This window comes from Verrucomicrobiia bacterium (assembly GCA_019694135.1).
In the GTDB taxonomy this organism is placed as follows: Bacteria; Verrucomicrobiota; Verrucomicrobiia; order JADLBR01; family JAIBCM01; genus JAIBCM01.
The window spans coordinates 55,530-71,874 of record JAIBCM010000002.1 but is presented as its reverse complement, the minus strand read 5'-3'; the positions used below and the strand labels follow the sequence as shown (position 1 = coordinate 71,874).

14 protein-coding genes are annotated in these 16,345 nt (G+C 43.1%); 4 read left to right on the top strand and 10 right to left on the bottom strand.

Translation table 11 applies throughout. From position 1 onward, the window contains the following. Positions 1 to 73: 73 nt before the first annotated feature. From K1X66_02790 to K1X66_02765, 6 genes are read right to left on the bottom strand one after another with little or no spacing between them, the layout of a single operon-like run. Positions 74 to 1,642 carry an Rne/Rng family ribonuclease gene (locus K1X66_02790; GenBank protein MBX7157301.1) on the bottom strand — a complete coding sequence of 523 codons (1,569 nt, stop codon included), beginning with the start codon at positions 1,640 to 1,642 and terminating at the stop codon, positions 74 to 76. Between the two features lie 12 nt (positions 1,643 to 1,654). Further along, positions 1,655 to 2,770 (bottom strand): rod shape-determining protein RodA, encoded by a 1,116-nt coding sequence (rodA, locus tag K1X66_02785; GenBank protein ID MBX7157300.1) that lies wholly within the window; start codon positions 2,768 to 2,770, stop codon positions 1,655 to 1,657. Positions 2,771 to 2,774: 4 nt separating this feature from the next. Then, positions 2,775 to 4,766, bottom strand: coding sequence for a penicillin-binding protein 2 (gene mrdA / locus K1X66_02780; GenBank protein ID MBX7157299.1), 1,992 nt, complete (start codon positions 4,764 to 4,766; stop codon positions 2,775 to 2,777). Beyond that, a complete protein-coding gene (locus tag K1X66_02775; GenBank protein ID MBX7157298.1) occupies positions 4,763 to 5,287 on the bottom strand; it encodes a hypothetical protein in 525 nt (174 codons plus the stop codon). The genes mrdA and K1X66_02775 overlap by 4 nt, the downstream gene beginning before the upstream one ends. A 3-nt stretch (positions 5,288 to 5,290) precedes the next feature. Further along, the gene (mreC, locus tag K1X66_02770; GenBank protein ID MBX7157297.1) at positions 5,291 to 6,157 is read right to left on the bottom strand and encodes a rod shape-determining protein MreC; all 867 of its coding nucleotides are present in this window, start codon (positions 6,155 to 6,157) and stop codon (positions 5,291 to 5,293) included. A gap of 54 nt (positions 6,158 to 6,211) precedes the next feature. Beyond that, a complete protein-coding gene (locus tag K1X66_02765) occupies positions 6,212 to 7,249 on the bottom strand; it encodes a rod shape-determining protein (protein ID MBX7157296.1) in 1,038 nt (345 codons plus the stop codon). Between the two features lie 524 nt (positions 7,250 to 7,773). On the opposite strand from K1X66_02765, the gene K1X66_02760 reads away from it, so the two are divergent. Next, on the top strand, positions 7,774 to 8,469 hold the full coding sequence (locus K1X66_02760; protein ID MBX7157295.1) for an Ig domain-containing protein: 696 nt from the start codon (positions 7,774 to 7,776) through the stop codon (positions 8,467 to 8,469). A gap of 100 nt (positions 8,470 to 8,569) precedes the next feature. Here the strand turns inward: K1X66_02760 and K1X66_02755 are convergent, their stop codons facing one another. Both K1X66_02755 and K1X66_02750 read right to left on the bottom strand, forming a co-directional pair. Then, a complete protein-coding gene (locus tag K1X66_02755) occupies positions 8,570 to 9,070 on the bottom strand; it encodes an EF-hand domain-containing protein (protein ID MBX7157294.1) in 501 nt (166 codons plus the stop codon). A gap of 24 nt (positions 9,071 to 9,094) precedes the next feature. Further along, positions 9,095 to 10,174: an agmatine deiminase family protein gene (locus K1X66_02750; GenBank protein ID MBX7157293.1), complete on the bottom strand. Its 1,080-nt coding sequence runs from the start codon at positions 10,172 to 10,174 to the stop codon at positions 9,095 to 9,097. A gap of 76 nt (positions 10,175 to 10,250) precedes the next feature. Here K1X66_02750 and K1X66_02745 point away from each other — a divergent pair, with 76 nt between their 5' ends. From K1X66_02745 to hpnE, 3 genes are read left to right on the top strand one after another with little or no spacing between them, the layout of a single operon-like run. Next, a complete protein-coding gene (locus K1X66_02745; GenBank protein MBX7157292.1) occupies positions 10,251 to 10,604 on the top strand; it encodes a hypothetical protein in 354 nt (117 codons plus the stop codon). A 4-nt stretch (positions 10,605 to 10,608) separates the two neighbouring features. Further along, entirely contained in the window at positions 10,609 to 11,460 is an 852-nt protein-coding gene (hpnC, locus tag K1X66_02740; GenBank protein MBX7157291.1) for a squalene synthase HpnC, read from the top strand. A 14-nt stretch (positions 11,461 to 11,474) separates the two neighbouring features. Then, positions 11,475 to 13,673 carry a hydroxysqualene dehydroxylase HpnE gene (gene hpnE / locus K1X66_02735; GenBank protein ID MBX7157290.1) on the top strand — a complete coding sequence of 733 codons (2,199 nt, stop codon included), beginning with the start codon at positions 11,475 to 11,477 and terminating at the stop codon, positions 13,671 to 13,673. On the opposite strand, the gene K1X66_02730 is transcribed toward hpnE, so the two are convergent. Further along, positions 13,670 to 14,362, bottom strand: a complete 693-nt coding sequence (locus tag K1X66_02730) for a hypothetical protein (GenBank protein ID MBX7157289.1) — start codon at positions 14,360 to 14,362, stop codon at positions 13,670 to 13,672. The two genes, hpnE and K1X66_02730, sit on opposite strands and share 4 nt — an antisense overlap. Continuing rightward, complete coding sequence (gene shc / locus K1X66_02725) at positions 14,363 to 16,336, bottom strand: squalene--hopene cyclase (protein MBX7157288.1); 1,974 nt, start codon at positions 16,334 to 16,336, stop codon at positions 14,363 to 14,365. It abuts the gene before it with no gap. Positions 16,337 to 16,345: the final 9 nt, after the last annotated feature.

Sequence of the window (16,345 nt, the reverse complement as noted above, 5' to 3'; positions counted from 1 at the left end):
AAATCCAAGAAAGATTTGGTAGATTGACCGAAAACCCTTTGCTTGTGAATCCAAAATATCAACCCAACACAATTTACTTCAACTCCTCTTCAGTCAAAGCATTAACAACAACAAACTCTTCCGCATGCAACTTAGGATCCGCACGAAATGCCAATCTTCCCCCATACCGTCGCTCCAACTCCACTAATGCTTCTTCGTCCTCTTTGCGCAAGCGATCTAATAAAACCGGATTCACAAAAACACGTAACTCATGAACATCAGGATGCTGCCGCATAATACGCGAAATACCACGTTGCACCTCTACACTCATCGTTTCTGCCGTTTTAATCACGCCACGTCCCCCACACTGTGGACAATCCTGATAATGCGACTGCGCCACACTCTCTTCCGTGCGTTGTCGCGTCATCTCAATTAAACCCAAAGGCGAAATCGGCAACACATGCGTCTTAGCCTTATCACGCGATAAAGCTTGTCGCAAACGCTGATAAACCGCCTGCTGATCGCGACGCGATTTCATATCAATAAAATCCAAAATCAATAACCCACCCATATTGCGCAACCGAATTTGGCGAGCAATTTCATCTGCTGCCTCTAAATTCGTTGCTAAAATAGTATTTTCTTTAGCGCCGTCTACCTTGGTTCGACCCGTATTCACATCAATCGCCACTAAAGCTTCCGTTTCATCAACCACAATCGAAGCGCCACTCTTCAACATCACTTTTCTTTGAAAAGAATTTTCCAATTGCCGCTCAATGCCAAACTTTTCAAAAAGAGGAACCATTTCTTGATACAACTTCACCTTCTTAAGTGAACGACGCGAAATCTGTTCCACTGTCTTACGCACCCTTTCGTAAGCCTCCTCCTGATCCACAATAATTCTATCCACATCATCCGTTAAAAAATCGCGCACCGCTCGCTCTACCACATCCGACTCCTGCAATAAAACTACCGGAGCCGATTTTTTCTCTAACCCGATTTCAATTTCGCGCCATTTTTCCAACAAAATCGCCAAATCGCGCACAAAAAATCGAGCTTTCTGACCCTCACCCACTGTGCGAATAATTACGCCAATACCATCCGGCACTTCCAGTTGAGACAAAATTTTTCTTAAGCGCGCACGTTCTTGCGGCGCTTCAATCTTTCGAGAGATTCCAAACTGATCGGAAAAAGGCGTTAACACCAAAAACCTTCCAGGAATACTAATATTCGTAGTCAGCCGAGCTCCCTTCGTTCCTATTGGCCCCTTCGTCACCTGAACAATGACGTCAGAACCCTCAGGATAAAGTTTGGGAATATCAGAAACTTGAATTCGTTTACGCGCACTTTTTTTTCGCCCGCGATCCACCGTTTCCACTTCGTCCAAAGCTGCAGGCATCGCATCCCAATAATGCAAAAAAGCATTTTTTTCAGCGCCAATATCAACAAACATCGCCTTCAAACCTGGTTCAATATTTTTCACGCGCCCTTTAAAAATGCTACCGGGCAAAGTCATATCGCGCCTTCGCTCAATATGAAACTCTTCCAAACGCCCATTTTCCAAAAGCGCCACGCGTTTTTCAATTTTTTCCACGCTAATCAGCATTTCCACAATAGGTTTTTTGGGTGCTAATCCCAAAACTCCCTTAATCTTTTCCAAAATCATAATTCTTATCCTTTAATAAACTCTTCGATGAATATGCACACTTTGCAATAAACCAATCGCAATAAAACAACTCAACACAAAAGAACCGCCATAACTAATAAATGGCAGCGGAATTCCCGTAATCGGTGTTACGCCAATGGTCATACCAATATTCTCAAAAATATGTGCAAAAAATAACATAACCACCCCCGTCGCGACAAGCGATCCTTCCAAATCCCGAGATCGCATAGAAATGCGTAACGCACTGAACAAAATAAAAGTAAACGCTAAAATCAAAGCCACCCCGCCAATAAATCCAAACTCCTCTCCAATCACAGAAAAAATAAAATCGCTAAACGACACATCGCGAGGTAAAAATCCTAACATATTCTGTGTCCCTTCCATAAATCCTTTTCCGCTCAATCCACCTGAACCAATCGCAATCTTACTTTGATTCAAATGATAACCCGCTCCACTCACATCCAAACTTGGATTTAAAAAAGTGGCAAGACGCGCTTTTTGATAAGGCTTCAATTTAAAGAAAAAAGCTAAAACTGCACCGACTACTCCCAGCACTCCTCCCAATGCCAGCCATCGCTTTGCCACCCCTCCTACAAACATCATGGCAAAAGCGATCGGAATAAAAACTGCAGCAGAACCCAAATCGGGCTGTTTGAGAATGAGAATCATAAACACACCCATCACCGCACAACTAATTAAAAAAGTACTTAAAGATCGCACATTCTTACCTTGCTTAGTTAAAAACCATGCTAAAAAAATAATAAAACAAACCTTGGTAAACTCAGCCGGTTGCACGCTCAAGGAACCAATTGCCAACCAACTTTTCGCACCATGAACTTCGCGACCCACTAACAAAACCAAAAGCAACACAGCAATGGCGCCACCAAAAAATATCCATACCCACTTTAAAAATAATTGGTAATCGATTAACGAAACAATGAAACACGCCACCAACCCGATCGCAGCCCAAAACGCTTGACGCTGATAGGCAACGCGCAATTCCGGTCTCTCGCTAATCCACGTCGCGCTATAAATACACGCAATCCCAGCCACCGCGCATAACACAACAACAAAAAGCAATACCCAATCTAAATTTTCCAATTTTTGGCGTAAAGTTAATCGCTTCATAACATTACTCCGGAGGTGGTGCAGGATTTTGATCTTGTTCCGGTGTCACTTCTTGTACACCTTCAAAATGACCACGATACGGTTTTAAATAAGTCAATTGATAACCTTGGGTGGAACTTTCCAAAGCAAAAATTTCTTTATAAATCTCTCCCACAATCGGCGCGCACGTTGCCCCCCCCGAAGCGCCTCCCTCTACCATCAAACAAATTGCATAACGCGGCTCGTCATAGGGTCCAAAAGCCATAAACCATGTGCGCTGATCCTTGACCTGACGACCATGAATGCGAGTGGGAAATTGCGCCGTGCCAGTTTTTCCAGCAATCACATAATTTTCTACCGCCGCTCGCGAACCCGTTCCACCTCCCTCATTCACAACAGCTCGCATACCTTGCCGAACAATTTCTATTTTTTCCGCAGGCATATCCAACTGCCCCTTCACTCGAATAGGATCTTCTCGCACTACCTCACCCGCAGCATTCATTACTTTAGCAATCAAGCGAGGATAATAAGCCGTCCCTCCATTCGCAATGGCCGATACCACACCCGCCATCTGCAAAGGAGACACACGCACAAAACCTTGCCCAATTGCCATATTCGCCATGTGCCCATTACTCCATCGATCTTTCGGGTAAGTTCGCTTCATCCAATCCAATGAGGGGATCGTTCCCGGATCCTCACCCCGCAATGGTAAGCCTGATTTTTTCCCTAAACCCAATCGATCCGCAATATCATATACTTTTTCAATTCCAGTTCGAATCCCCACCGTATAAAAGTAAACATTACACGAACGCCGAATCGCCCCTAACATAGATAAAGTTCCACAGCCTCCCTTATCAAAACTCCAACATTTTCGATAACGATCCCCCACTTGCATCCCGCCATAACACGTCGTAGTAAAAGAAGGCGTTACCGTGTCATATTTCAGCGCAGCCAAAGCCACAATCGGTTTAAAAATGGACCCTGGCGCATAAGCTGACAACGCCCGATTCATCAAAGGCTTCGCTTCATTTAACGCCGCATCCTGCCACCCCGTCTTTGTCACAATCGTATTGGGATCATAATTGGGCACCGACACCATCGCTAAAATATCACCATTATGCACATCCATCACCACACACGCGCCACGCCCCACACCTGCCATCGCCTTCTCCACAATTTGTTGCACACGCAAATCAATCGTCAAATACACTGTACTTCCCAAAGTCGGCTGCTGCTGATCCAAAATGCGTTGCACACTTCCCAAGCTATCCACCTCAATATTTCGATAACCCGGATCGCCTTGCAAATAATCATCCAAAGCAAATTCCACACCTGCTTTCCCAATCGTTTCCACCTCCATTTTTCTACCTTCACGAACCAAAAGCTTAGCCTCTTGAGGTTTCCCCACATAACCCAACAAATGGCATCCCGTTGCTCCATACGCGTAACGGCGCACCGGACGCGGCGCAATATTAACCCCAGGTACAACCGGATTGCGTTCCACAATTTTTGATAACTCTCCAAATGACAAATCGCTCTTCAACTGAAAAGGCACATTCTCCCGAATACGTTGATGCAAACGCAGCGCCTCAGGATCATAATTCAACTTGTCCCCCAAAATCGCTCGCAATGGAGCAATACTATCTTCAACCACCTTGACAATATCCACTTCATCCTCTGCCTTAGTGACTCCTCCGCGACGCACTTGCACTTTGATATAAGGCAAATGACGATATTTTTTTCGATAATAACTTTTAATCTCAAGCAAGTACAAATCAATATCCACGCTGGGACGCAACTCCGCTAAAGGAACCCCCCATCGATCTGCCACAAGCCCACGCGCCGGAGAAAGCAAAATCGTGCGCACACTTTGCTGCCGCGCTCGCTCTACAGAAGCTTGCCCTTCTCCCACTTGCAACTGATAAAGCTTCAGTACCAAAATCCCCAAACCAAGCAAAATCATCAATCCCAAAACCTTCACTCGTGCCGAATGACGCCCTACTGCATCTAAAATCATACCCCTTCCTCCTCATAGATAGAATCAGAAGGCAGTTGCGCGCCCAACCTTTTCAAGCCCCAATTTAACCCACTAAAAACAAACGGCGCCATAAAAGCATTCAACAAAGAAGCCACCGTCATCTTAAATAAAATACCGTCACTATAAAAAAAATGGCCGCGCTGCAATGAAAACGAAAGATAATCCACAATTAAAAAAAACATCGTCCCCACTAAAGCCAAAAAAATTTGCGCATAAATTTTTTTACGCCAACGCTCCAAATATTGAGTCTGCAGCAACCCCGATAAAATCAATAAACACACCGCATTGCTGCCCAATCGCGCTTCGGATAGAAAATCTGTTAACACTCCCAACACCAACGCCAAAATCCAAGCTTGGTAAGGCAATAAAAATAATGTCCCATAGATCACTAACAAGGGAACAAAAACCCAATTAGCGCCTTGCATCCAAGCTGGCGCCTGAAAACATTTCTGGATCGCCAAAACAATCACACCTACCAAACTTAAAAGCGTCAGTGCCATAATCTATTTTTTTCGAATGACCACAAAAACATCGCCTAAATTTGATAATTCAGCCGAAGGCATAATTAACACTTCACGGTACAATCCAAAACCACCGCTCTCATTGGCCGAAACCAATTCCGCGACCTCACCCACTAACAATCCCTGCGGAAAAACTCCACCCAACCCCGAAGTATAAACTTTCTGACCAATATCAATCGCAGCAGTTCGAGAAATAAATGTCATCCGACATTGCACACCTCCTACCTCCGTTAACTGACCCACTACAATCCCTTGCTCATTACTGCCTTCCAACGTCGCTGAAACACGACAATTTTCATCACCCAATAAAACCACCTTAGCCGTTCCCGGCGTCACCGCCGACACTTTTCCAATTAATCCTTGTGGAGAAACCACTGCTTGATCCACCTCCAAACCATCTTCCTCCCCACGATCAATAGTAATATATTGCCACCACGTCGAAGGTTCTCGCGCAATCACTCGGGCAATTAACAATTGAAAAGAACTGGTTTGCTGAAATCGCAATGCCTTTTTTAATTCCTGATTTTCTTTTTCCAAATTGCGAAACGTCTCGTTCTCCGCACGCAACTGCGCATTAATCGCTAACAACTCTAAATTTTCTTTTTTTATTTGATTAATCGACTTCAAATCATTGCCTAATACCGTCACCTGCCACTTCACTCTCGCAATACCCTTAAAAAAAGGAGATGTTATCTCCAAAACTTTCAACTTCCAATCCTGTGCCACATCTTTAGGAATCAAAAAAAGAGCACTAATAAGGGAAAGGATAATGATCAAAATTAACCAATAAACTTTTTTCATGATCGCACAACGCCTTCCTATTAAAAACGCGCTGTCTTCCGCAGCCATTCAGCCAATTTTAGAGTAAAAATATATTTTTTATTCTTTCGCCTCACCGCTTTATTAACTGGCTTTCCCTTCGTAAGAAGCCACTTTCTTTAAAAATTTAAATTCTTGCAACACTTTACCTGTGCCTTCCACCACCGCACTCAAGGGATCCTCCGCTACATACACAGGCAATGCTGTCTCTTCAGAAATCAAACGATCCATACCTCGCAACAGCGCACCGCCACCCGCCAAAACAATACCACGATCAATCAAATCTGCCGATAACTCTGGAGGACAACGTTCCAACGTAATACGAATCGCTTCTAAAATCGTTTGCACCGGCCCCAACAATGCCTCCCGCACTTCTTGAGAAGTGATCGTCAACGTCTTCGGCAAACCCGCCACCAAATCGCGTCCCTTCACTTCCATCGTCATCTCTTTATCCATCACATGCACCGAACCGATTTTTATTTTAATATCTTCCGCAGTTCTTTCACCAATCATTAAATTATACGCACGCTTTAAATAAATGCTAATACTCTCATCCAACTCATCGCCTGCCACTCGTACACTGCGACAATAAACAATGCCACCTAAAGAAATAATCGCAATTTCCGTCGTCCCACCACCAATATCCACAATCATATTTCCCGCCGCTTCTTGCACCGGCAATCCCACACCCAACGCCGCCGCCATCGGCTCCTCAATCAAATAAACCTCCCGCGCACCCGCATGCAAAGCCGACTCGCGAACCGCACGCTTTTCAACTTCCGTAATGCCTGAAGGAATTGCAATCACAACCATCGGACTCACCAACTTACTACCATGATGCACCTTCTTAATAAAATGACGCAACATCGCTTCCGTAATATCAAAATCCGCAATCACCCCATCTTTCAAAGGCCGCACCGCAGTAATATTTCCAGGCGTTCTGCCCAACATGCGCTTCGCTTCATCGCCCACTGCTACTACCTTGCGCGTGCCAGATTGCACGGCCACAACCGAAGGTTCTCGCAACACAACACCGCGATCCTTAACAAAAACCAGCGTATTGGCTGTTCCTAAATCAATACCAATATCGCTGGAAAAAAATCCAAGCAACTTTCTTAACATAATATCTTCTCATCCTTACCTCGAAGCACAAAATGGTCAAGGCATTTCACTATATAATAAATTAAGAATTATAAATTAGAAATTATGAAAGCAATCAGCTTTTCATCACCCATAAAAACAGAAAAGCCGGGATTTTAATCCCGGCTTTGCGTTTCATTCTTCGCCTTGAAAGCGAATTCCTTACCCAAAGTGGGGGGAGATGCTTGGCCATCCCCCCCACCAAATACCGCAGGCTCTCCCGTACCTGCAGCCTAAGTTGGTCATTCTGAGAAACAGACGATTCCAATCTCCCGTAGTCCTCGTCTGAACCTTTAATTGAATTGAACCTAACTTTTTCATTGCTAGGACAGTATTCCACGATTTTCCCACTCCCTCAATACGCCAAATGGCGTATGCCACCCCGCTCACCTAAAAAACCTATTTTAAGGCTCAATTTTAATACCAGCTCATAAAAACCACCTATCCCGCATCTCAGAAAGAGCCTTCCATTTTTAAAAATCTTGTTTAACTTAACTATTAAGATCATGAAACAATTAATCTGGGGCAATTTAGCAAGTACGATATTCCTAATCGCCCTGCATAGCCATGCTTTAACCTTAGACCCTCCCTACGAAATTCGGGGGCGCGTGAAACAATCTCTATCCTTTCAAATCCAATATTCTCCCACCAACGTTCCCACCCAATTCAGCGCAACCGACTTACCCACCAACTTAAACCTTAATACAACTGAAGGCATTATCTCAGGCACTCCCCTTCATAAAACCACCAACCTCTCCATTACCATCACTGCCATACAAATCAATCCCACCAATGCCCAACTCAATGCCACCAATTCACAAATTTACACCCTCACCATAAAACGTCGCTACCCTAAACCCAGAATCACCAGTCGCCTCTTTAAATCCATCGAAATCAAATGGGATCCTTACCATGCCATCCACAAAATTGATGGACGCTATCGCATCACCGCCGTGCCCGCTCCTACCAATTTTAGCGTCGTTTTCCCAGTAGGAAAATCTGGCAACGCTACCAATAGTGATATCGCTTGGCCTGAGGATTGGCCCGAATTCAACAAAAACCGCGGTGAAATCGATTTTTACTATCGCGAAACCAAACGTCGCATCCCTGTTGGCACTTTTCCTATCAAACTCATCGTAGAAAATCGTGCCGGTATCGCCACCAATACCCTTCGTCTAGAAATTACTAAAAAAGATGAATAAGGAATTGGCAAAATAGCTATCTATTCATAAATTTTACCAATTCACATGGATCATTTATTAATAAGACTTCACACAAAGCCGTGCTAATCTGTAGGTCAATTTATTCTTTCTGCGGCTTCCGAGCTTCCCACTCTTTTTTATCTATTTTCCCATCTTTGTTCGTGTCTAAAGACATTGCTTTATCCAATCGTTTTTCCTGAGCCTTTTTCAATTCGGTTTCGTCCAACTTTCCATCTTTATTTAAATCTAATTTTTCAAAAACTTTTTCTCTATTTTCCGCGCGCTGCTCCTGCCAGGCTTGCCTAGCTTTTTGCATCTCAGCTCTTTCTTGGTCATCCAACTGTCCATCTTTATTTTTATCAAATTTTTCCAGCATTCTTTCTTGATGCTCTTTTCGCATCTCAGCCATCTTAGCCTTCATCACTTCCAGCTCTTTGGAATCCAATTTTCCGTCATGATTGGTGTCAAAACGCTTAATCATTTTTTGGCTTCCTTGTTCAGGTGAAAGCTCTTCCGCTTGAACAGAATGATTACAAACAACTACTAAACCGGCAACCATCGCCGTGACCATACTCCATTGGGAAACTAGGGATTTTTTCATATTATCATTAGACGCGGGCTTTTTCTATTGCTTCACTTTTTTAATGGCAGGCTGTTGTTGCGTAACACAATGAAACGCGCCCAATCCCCAAATCAAATCCCGACAATCAATCCCATGCACTTTTCGTTTGGGAAATAATTCCCGCAAAGTTACCAAAACCTCTCCATCATTATCACAATCATAAATGGGCACCAACACCACTTTATTTCCAATATAAAAATTGGCATAGCTCGCTGGTAAGGGCTGCCCCTCATAACTCTGCGGAGTCGGCATAGGCAGCGAACAAACATGGAAAGGCTTTCCTTCCTCATTTTTCATCTCCAATAAACGACGATAATTTTCCATGAGCGGCTCAAAATTAGGATCCTGCGGATCGTCAGTAATGCCAGTAACTATAGTGGTGGGCGAAACAAAACGCGTGATATCATCCACATGACCATCGGTGTCATCCCCAATAATCCCCTCTCCAAGCCATAAAATGTTCGTTACCCCTAAATAATCTTTCAAATAATTCTCAATAGTTTCCTGACTCAAATCCGGATTGCGATTCGGGTTTAACAAACAAGAGGTTGTCGTTAAAAGTGAGCCGCAACCATTCACATCAATCGAGCCTCCTTCCAAAATCATTTTGGGTTGGAAACAAGGAACTTTTAAAAAATTAGCGATGTGCGTCGGCACCACATCATCCCAATCATAAGGGGGATATTTACCTCCCCACGCATTATAACCCCAATCCACAATCGCCAATTCAGGAGCTTCTTCTTTCACAACAAAAATCGGACCATGATCTCGACACCACGGTTCATACGCCGGAAAACGATGTAAAAAAATCCGTTGATTTAATTTTTTTTCTAATCCCCCTTTCACCAAATGTTCTTTAACCTCCGCTTCATGCGCCTCGTCAAACACGTTAATCCTGACCAACTCCCCCTCAGACAAAAGTTCCGCCATTCGCACCCAATAGGAAGGAATGGAATCAAATCGTCCTGGGAACGAAATCCCATCACGACGCGGCCAACTCAACCACGTAGCCTCATGCGGTTCCCATTCCGCAGGCATTCGGTAACCTAACCTTGTAGGCGTCTCATTTTCCGACTGGTTCATTTCGCCACAATAAAAAAAGATGAAAAAGAAGAAATAAAATTATTTTCACTTTTCTAAGTTCAGTTAAAAAGCCTTTATGAAACATTTTAGCATCTTTTTCTTGGCCGTCTGTCTTTTATCCGCCTGTCAAACCACCACCCAACTTAATACCAGTGGGAAAAGACAATTTCTTTATCAAAAAGACAATGACTATTCCCGAATTGATTTGGAAATCGACACAAACAACGATGTCACCGCCGAAATTTATTCTCACCCTGACCAAACCGATTACGACATCTATTTTATAGGAATTAAAAAAGGAAATGAAATCGAAGGCCTGGAACATCAAAGCGCGGGAGATCGAGTTTACAAACAACAAAATGTTTGGCTTTTGCAACCTCACGCTTTAGTTAGAAATGGCTTAACTCACCAGGAAATTTCAACTCACTAAATCCATGACTCTCGAAGAAGCCTACCTCCAATGCTCTCGCCAGGCGCAAGACCATTACGAAAATTTTCCTGTAGGCTCGCGGCTTTTGCCTCAACCTCAACGTAAATATATTCACGCGGTCTACGCTTTTGCTCGCACCGCGGATGACTTTGCCGATGAAACCGTTCAAACCCTTACTGTTCCCGAAAGAATTGAACTTCTAGAACGTTGGGAAAATCATTTAGATCTAGCTCTAGAAGGCAAAAATCAAGAATCGATTTTTATCGCATTGCGCGAAGCCATTGAAAAATGTCAGCTTCCCATTCAACTATTTCGCGATCTTATTTCTGCTTTCAAACAAGACATAGTCAAAACTCGTTATACTAACTTTGATGAGGTTTTAGACTACTGTCGTCGTAGCGCCAATCCAGTCGGACGTTTGGTTCTTCATGTTTTTAATTATCGCGACGAAACACTTCATCAACTGAGCGATAAAATTTGCACTGGCTTGCAACTTGCCAATTTCTGGCAAGACGTGAGCGTTGATCTTTTGAAAGATCGCATTTACCTTCCGAAAAATGATATGGACACTTTTCAAATCGATGAAACGCAGTTAAAAAATAATGCCGACACTCCTCAATTTCGGAACTTGTTGAAATTCCAAGTCGATCGCACCTGGCAAATTTTTAACGAAGGCAAACGTTTACCGGAATATCTCACTCGCGGGCTAAGATTCGAAATTCGACTCACCTGGCTAGGCGGAACCGAGATTTTACGAAAAATAGAAAAAATTAATTATTACACACTCCATCAACGTCCCACACTTTCAAAATGGGACATTCTGCGACTCTTACCCAAAGCCTGCTTTAAACTTTAAATTTTTAAATCTCCGTGAGCACTTCCAGCGCAACTAGCATAACAAAAAAAAGCGGTTCCAATCTGGCGCTTTCTTTTTCTTTTCTTAGCGCTGAAAAAAGAAATGCCATGTCGATCTTTTACGCTTTTTGCCGCGTAGTAGACGATATCGCGGATTCCACCACTCTATCTCTTACCGAAAAACAAAAACAATTGGATCAATGGCGAAAAGAAATTGAGCTCTGTTATCAAAATCAAAACAGTTTAACTTTACCTCTAGCGCGCGAACTCGCCCAAGTCATTCAACACTATTCTATTCCCGAAATTTATCTGCAAGAAATTATAAACGGCGTCGCAATGGATCTCGAACCAGTAGTTTATGAAAGCTGGGAACAACTTCGCCAATACTGTTATCGCGTCGCTTCCTGCGTGGGATTGGTTAGCATCGAAATTTTCGGCTACACCAATCCTCAAACAAAACATTACGCAGAACTTTTAGGTCTCGCATTTCAAACCACAAACATTCTTCGCGATGTAAAAACCGATCTGACCAATCAGCGCATTTATCTACCAGAAGAAGATTTTCAACGCGCAAACTATTCTCGCGAAGAATTAAAAAAAACTCACATTAATGAGCGCGCTCTAAATCTTTTCCGTTTGATGGGCGAACGCGCCTACCATCTCTACGCTGCCGCCGAACGAGCCCTTCCACCTGAAGACAAACCCAAAATGCTGGCCGCCCAAATCATGTGCAGCATTTATTTTGAAATGCTTCAAAAAGCGCGCAATCAAGATTACGATATTTGGCACAAACCTATTGCTTTTTCAAAAATGAAAAAAGCCTGGCTCATGCAACGCGCCATTCGTCAGGAAAGAAAAAAGGTAAAAAATAAAAAATATACCCTCGTTCCAACAAAAAAAATCTTAATTCTTGGCGGTGGTGTCGCAGGTTTAAGTACGGCCGTGCATCTTACCCGTAGCGGCCACGAAATCACCCTTGTCGAAGCTCGTCAAACATTAGGAGGACGCTCCCATTCTTTTCGCGATCCCAAAACGGGTGACAACATTGATAACGGACAACACATATTAATGGGTTGCTATCACGCGACTTTAGAACTTCTTAATCGTATCGGCTCGCAACATCTTCTACGACCTGAAACCAAACTCAATGTGCCTTATGTCAGCGAAGCCAAACATATCACTCGATTACAAGCTGCTGCTTTGCCCGCCCCTTTTCATCTCGCAAGCGCTATTTTCGGTTTTCAGGAACTTTCTCTTTCTGAAAAATTTCGCGCTATGGAAGTTGGCATTTCTGCCAAACTCGATTCGAAAGGAGAAAAATGGCGCTCCTCCACCGCTGAAGAATGGTTGCAAGCGTGTGGACAGACACCCAATACCATTCGCAGTCTTTGGGAACCCTTTTGTATTGCTGCGCTCAACGAAACCATCTCTACCGCATCAGCCTCTCTGTTTGGCGAAGTTATCCGTCGTGCCTTTCTTGGTTCCAGAGAAGATTCCACTATTCTTTTTAGTCGAGTAGGGCTTAGCCAATTACTCGTTCAGCCTGCTGCTAATATCATTCAAGCAGCAGGCGGTAAAATTCTTTGCGGTCAAGCCATTCAAAAAATTCATTTTGAAAATGCTTTAGCAGCAAAAGTAGAACTCCAAAATGGCACTATTTTAGAAGCTGATACCATTATTTCTGCCATGCCTTGGCACGCAATCCGAAAACTACTACCCGAAAACAGTTCGCTTGCACAACAAATTTCCCACTTGCACGGCTCCCCTATTATCGGAATCCATCTCTGGTTCGATCAAGAAATTTGCGAAGAGCCTTTTCTCGGATTTCTCGATTCACCCATCCACTGGCTCTTTAACAAAACCAAAATTTCTGACCTGGAAAAAACAGCTTATCCCAGTGTTGCCTTAGTGATTAGCGCCGCTTACGAGTTTGAAAAAACCTCTCAAGAAGAATTATTACAACTAGCACTACAAGAATGTTATCGCTTTTTGCCAAAAAGTAAGACAGCTAAACTCTTACACCATTTTATCTATCGCGCTCGCGATGCCACGTTTCAAACGCGACCTGAAACATTACCCTATCGCCCTGATTGCCAAACACAGTGGAAAAATTTTTACTTAGCAGGTGATTGGACTAACACGGGTTTGCCAGCAACTATTGAGGGCGCCATTTGGAGCGGAAAAAGAGTGGCTTCAATGATTATCCAAAACTAAGATTGATTTTTTAATATTTGAATCAAGATTTGTGTTAAAGCTCTTTGAGATTTTGCCAGTCCATGAACAAATTTAAAAAAAGAAATCATATTCCGAGGATGTCTTATCCCATAGCAAAAAATCTTTAAAGGAGTTGATCGTTGCCTTTTTAAATCAAAAGCGCTTGCTAGCGCGCCTGAAGGTAAATTCTCGTGAGCCGTGTCGCTCACAGCTCGAATCGAATACAAAGTAAGGTTGTGTTTCTGACAAATCACCAAAGCTGCTTCATACTCCATATCGCAAACAGAAGCGCCAGTTTTTTGAAATAGCGCATATTTTTCTTCGGCAGTAGCTGCTACTGTATCAACAGAAATAATTTTTCCTAATTTTAAATCAGGCAATAAATCCAAGTATCGCTTATCAGAAATGACAATATCTCCTTTTTCGAGTTTGGGATCGAGCGCTCCAGCGTAACCCGCTAAAATCGCTTGAGAAAAAGTAAAATAATCTAAAAGAAATGTTAAATTTTTCTTCACTGCTTCTTTGCCCATTCCTAAACAAGCGAAAAGAATGGTTTTATCCCTCACCCGAGTTTCAGCAAAAAACAAGCCAACGCCTTTTTTTTGCCATCGAAATTTCAGTTTTTTTTTCAATAACGCAGCTTCATGAGGCACAGCAAAAAAAACAGCTAAAGAGACAGGTGTCGCCATTTATGCAGGAAATTGGGCACGCAACTTCTTATACTCCGCTAAAGCAAGTAAAGGCCAGTTATTGCGATACATATCATAACGCAAATAAAACACCTTAGGAAAACCCGTTCCCGTGGTCTCTTCTTCTGTCCAGCTCCCATTGGAATTTTGTGTGCGCAATAAATAATCCACCCCTTTTTGAATGCTAATTCGATGAGGATCGCCGCAAGCAATGATACCCATTAGCGCCCAAGCTGTTTGAGAAGCTGTGCTGGGACCTTTTCCTTTTAAAGCGGAATCATCATAAGACGCGCACGTTTCGCCCCAACCTCCATCGTAATTTTGACACGATTCTAACCAGTCGCGGCCACGCACAATCCAATCTTCATTCATATTTTCGTTTAAAGCACTTACCCCTCGCAACACTTGCCACGTTCCATAAATATAATTCACGCCCCAGCGACCAAACCAGGAACCGTCCGATTCCTGAGTCTTTTGAAGCATGGCAAGAGCGCGTTTAATAAAACGCGTGTTATTGCGATAACCCAACTTGCCGAGCAACTCCAAACAGCGCGCTGTGATATCGCTACAAGTAGGATCCAAAATAGCATTATGATCCGCAAAAGGCACATCTTCCAGCCAATGTTTCGTCACATCCTTGTCAAAAGCTGCCCAACCCCCATCTTTACATTGAAAACTTAATACCCAACCTAAAGCCCGCTCTATGACTTCTTGTTTACTAGATTCGTTCGAAGTTTGTACTAAGCGAAGCGCCAAAAGCACTTTCAAAGTATCATCCACATCGGGATAATATTCATTATTAAACTCAAATGCCCATCCCGAAGCAACAGGGTAAGGATTTTTGTATTGCCAATCACCTCGAAAATGCACTTCTTTGCTCAACAACCAATCGGCCGCTTTTTGCAGTGCAGGATGATCAGCGGGCACTTCCGATTCAGCCAATGCCACTGAAGTAATAGCGGTGTCCCATACAGGAGATAAGCAGGGCTGCACACGAAAATCGTTATTTACAATATCGTCAACTTCCAATTCTTCAAAATGTTTTAACTGCTTTTGCATGATGGGGTGTTCATCGGAGTAACCGAGACATTCCAAAGCAACAATGGCATTAAAAATACCAGGATAAATCGCCCCCAACCCATCGCTGCCTTCACTAATTCGCGCCAACAACCATTGTTCAGCTTTCTTCAATGCTACAGAACGAAAAGGTTTATAAGGCAAACCATCCACAAAATTTAAAAAATCGTTCCAACGCAGGAAAAAATTGCGCCAAGTAAAAAACTTTGAATCATACTTTAACGAAAAATCGTTATGCTCCGTTCCGTAAGGAAAGAGTTCATGCAACTGTTTTTCCGGCGGAAGTGGACGTGTGGGTCGAAAATGGTTAATAATAGCGAGCGGACAAAGCATAGCCCGACTCCAAGAAGACATTTCGTAAATATTAAAATATAACCATTTGGGAAGCAAAATAATCTCAACAGGAATAATCGGAAGATATTTCCAAGAAAATTGTCCCACCAACGCTAAATTTAATTTCGCGTAAGTGTTCATTTTAGGAATTCCTCCCAAACGCAAAATATTGGCATGCGCTTTTTTCATCGCAGGCTCTTGAGGCGATAAACCGGCTAATTTTAAAGCAAAGTAAGCTTTAACACTGGCATTAACCTCACTGGGGCCATTCACATAAATATTCCAACCACCATCTGGCAACTGACGATCTAACAAATGCTTCACGCATTTCGCTTGCTTCGCAAAATCCACCTTACCCCGCCAATGCATAAAAAGCACCAGATCCGAAATCAAAGTGGTGTCGACGGTTAACTCTCCCACCCAATAACCATCAGGATGTTGTAAAGAAAGCAGATGATTTTGAGACGCATGAATCGCCGCATTGACTCGCGATTCCAAATCAAAATTCACCGTCTCAATTCTACTAGAACTTTTCCCTGAAACCGATGTGAGTGATGCTGGCATAAACTAGCC

Excerpts from the sequence above, each read along its gene's own strand:
- K1X66_02790 (MBX7157301.1), bottom strand. The coding sequence starts at position 1,642 with ATGATTTTGGAAAAGATTAAGGGAGTTTTGGGATTAGCACCCAAAAAA.
- rodA (MBX7157300.1), bottom strand. The coding sequence starts at position 2,770 with ATGAAGCGATTAACTTTACGCCAAAAATTGGAAAATTTAGATTGGGTA.
- mrdA (MBX7157299.1), bottom strand. The coding sequence starts at position 4,766 with ATGATTTTAGATGCAGTAGGGCGTCATTCGGCACGAGTGAAGGTTTTG.
- K1X66_02775 (MBX7157298.1), bottom strand. The coding sequence starts at position 5,287 with ATGGCACTGACGCTTTTAAGTTTGGTAGGTGTGATTGTTTTGGCGATC.
- mreC (MBX7157297.1), bottom strand. The coding sequence starts at position 6,157 with ATGGCTGCGGAAGACAGCGCGTTTTTAATAGGAAGGCGTTGTGCGATC.
- K1X66_02765 (MBX7157296.1), bottom strand. The coding sequence starts at position 7,249 with ATGTTAAGAAAGTTGCTTGGATTTTTTTCCAGCGATATTGGTATTGAT.
- K1X66_02760 (MBX7157295.1), top strand. The coding sequence starts at position 7,774 with ATGAAACAATTAATCTGGGGCAATTTAGCAAGTACGATATTCCTAATC.
- K1X66_02755 (MBX7157294.1), bottom strand. The coding sequence starts at position 9,070 with ATGAAAAAATCCCTAGTTTCCCAATGGAGTATGGTCACGGCGATGGTT.
- K1X66_02750 (MBX7157293.1), bottom strand. The coding sequence starts at position 10,174 with ATGAACCAGTCGGAAAATGAGACGCCTACAAGGTTAGGTTACCGAATG.
- K1X66_02745 (MBX7157292.1), top strand. The coding sequence starts at position 10,251 with ATGAAACATTTTAGCATCTTTTTCTTGGCCGTCTGTCTTTTATCCGCC.
- hpnC (MBX7157291.1), top strand. The coding sequence starts at position 10,609 with ATGACTCTCGAAGAAGCCTACCTCCAATGCTCTCGCCAGGCGCAAGAC.
- K1X66_02730 (MBX7157289.1), bottom strand. The coding sequence starts at position 14,362 with ATGGCGACACCTGTCTCTTTAGCTGTTTTTTTTGCTGTGCCTCATGAA.
- shc (MBX7157288.1), bottom strand. The coding sequence starts at position 16,336 with ATGCCAGCATCACTCACATCGGTTTCAGGGAAAAGTTCTAGTAGAATT.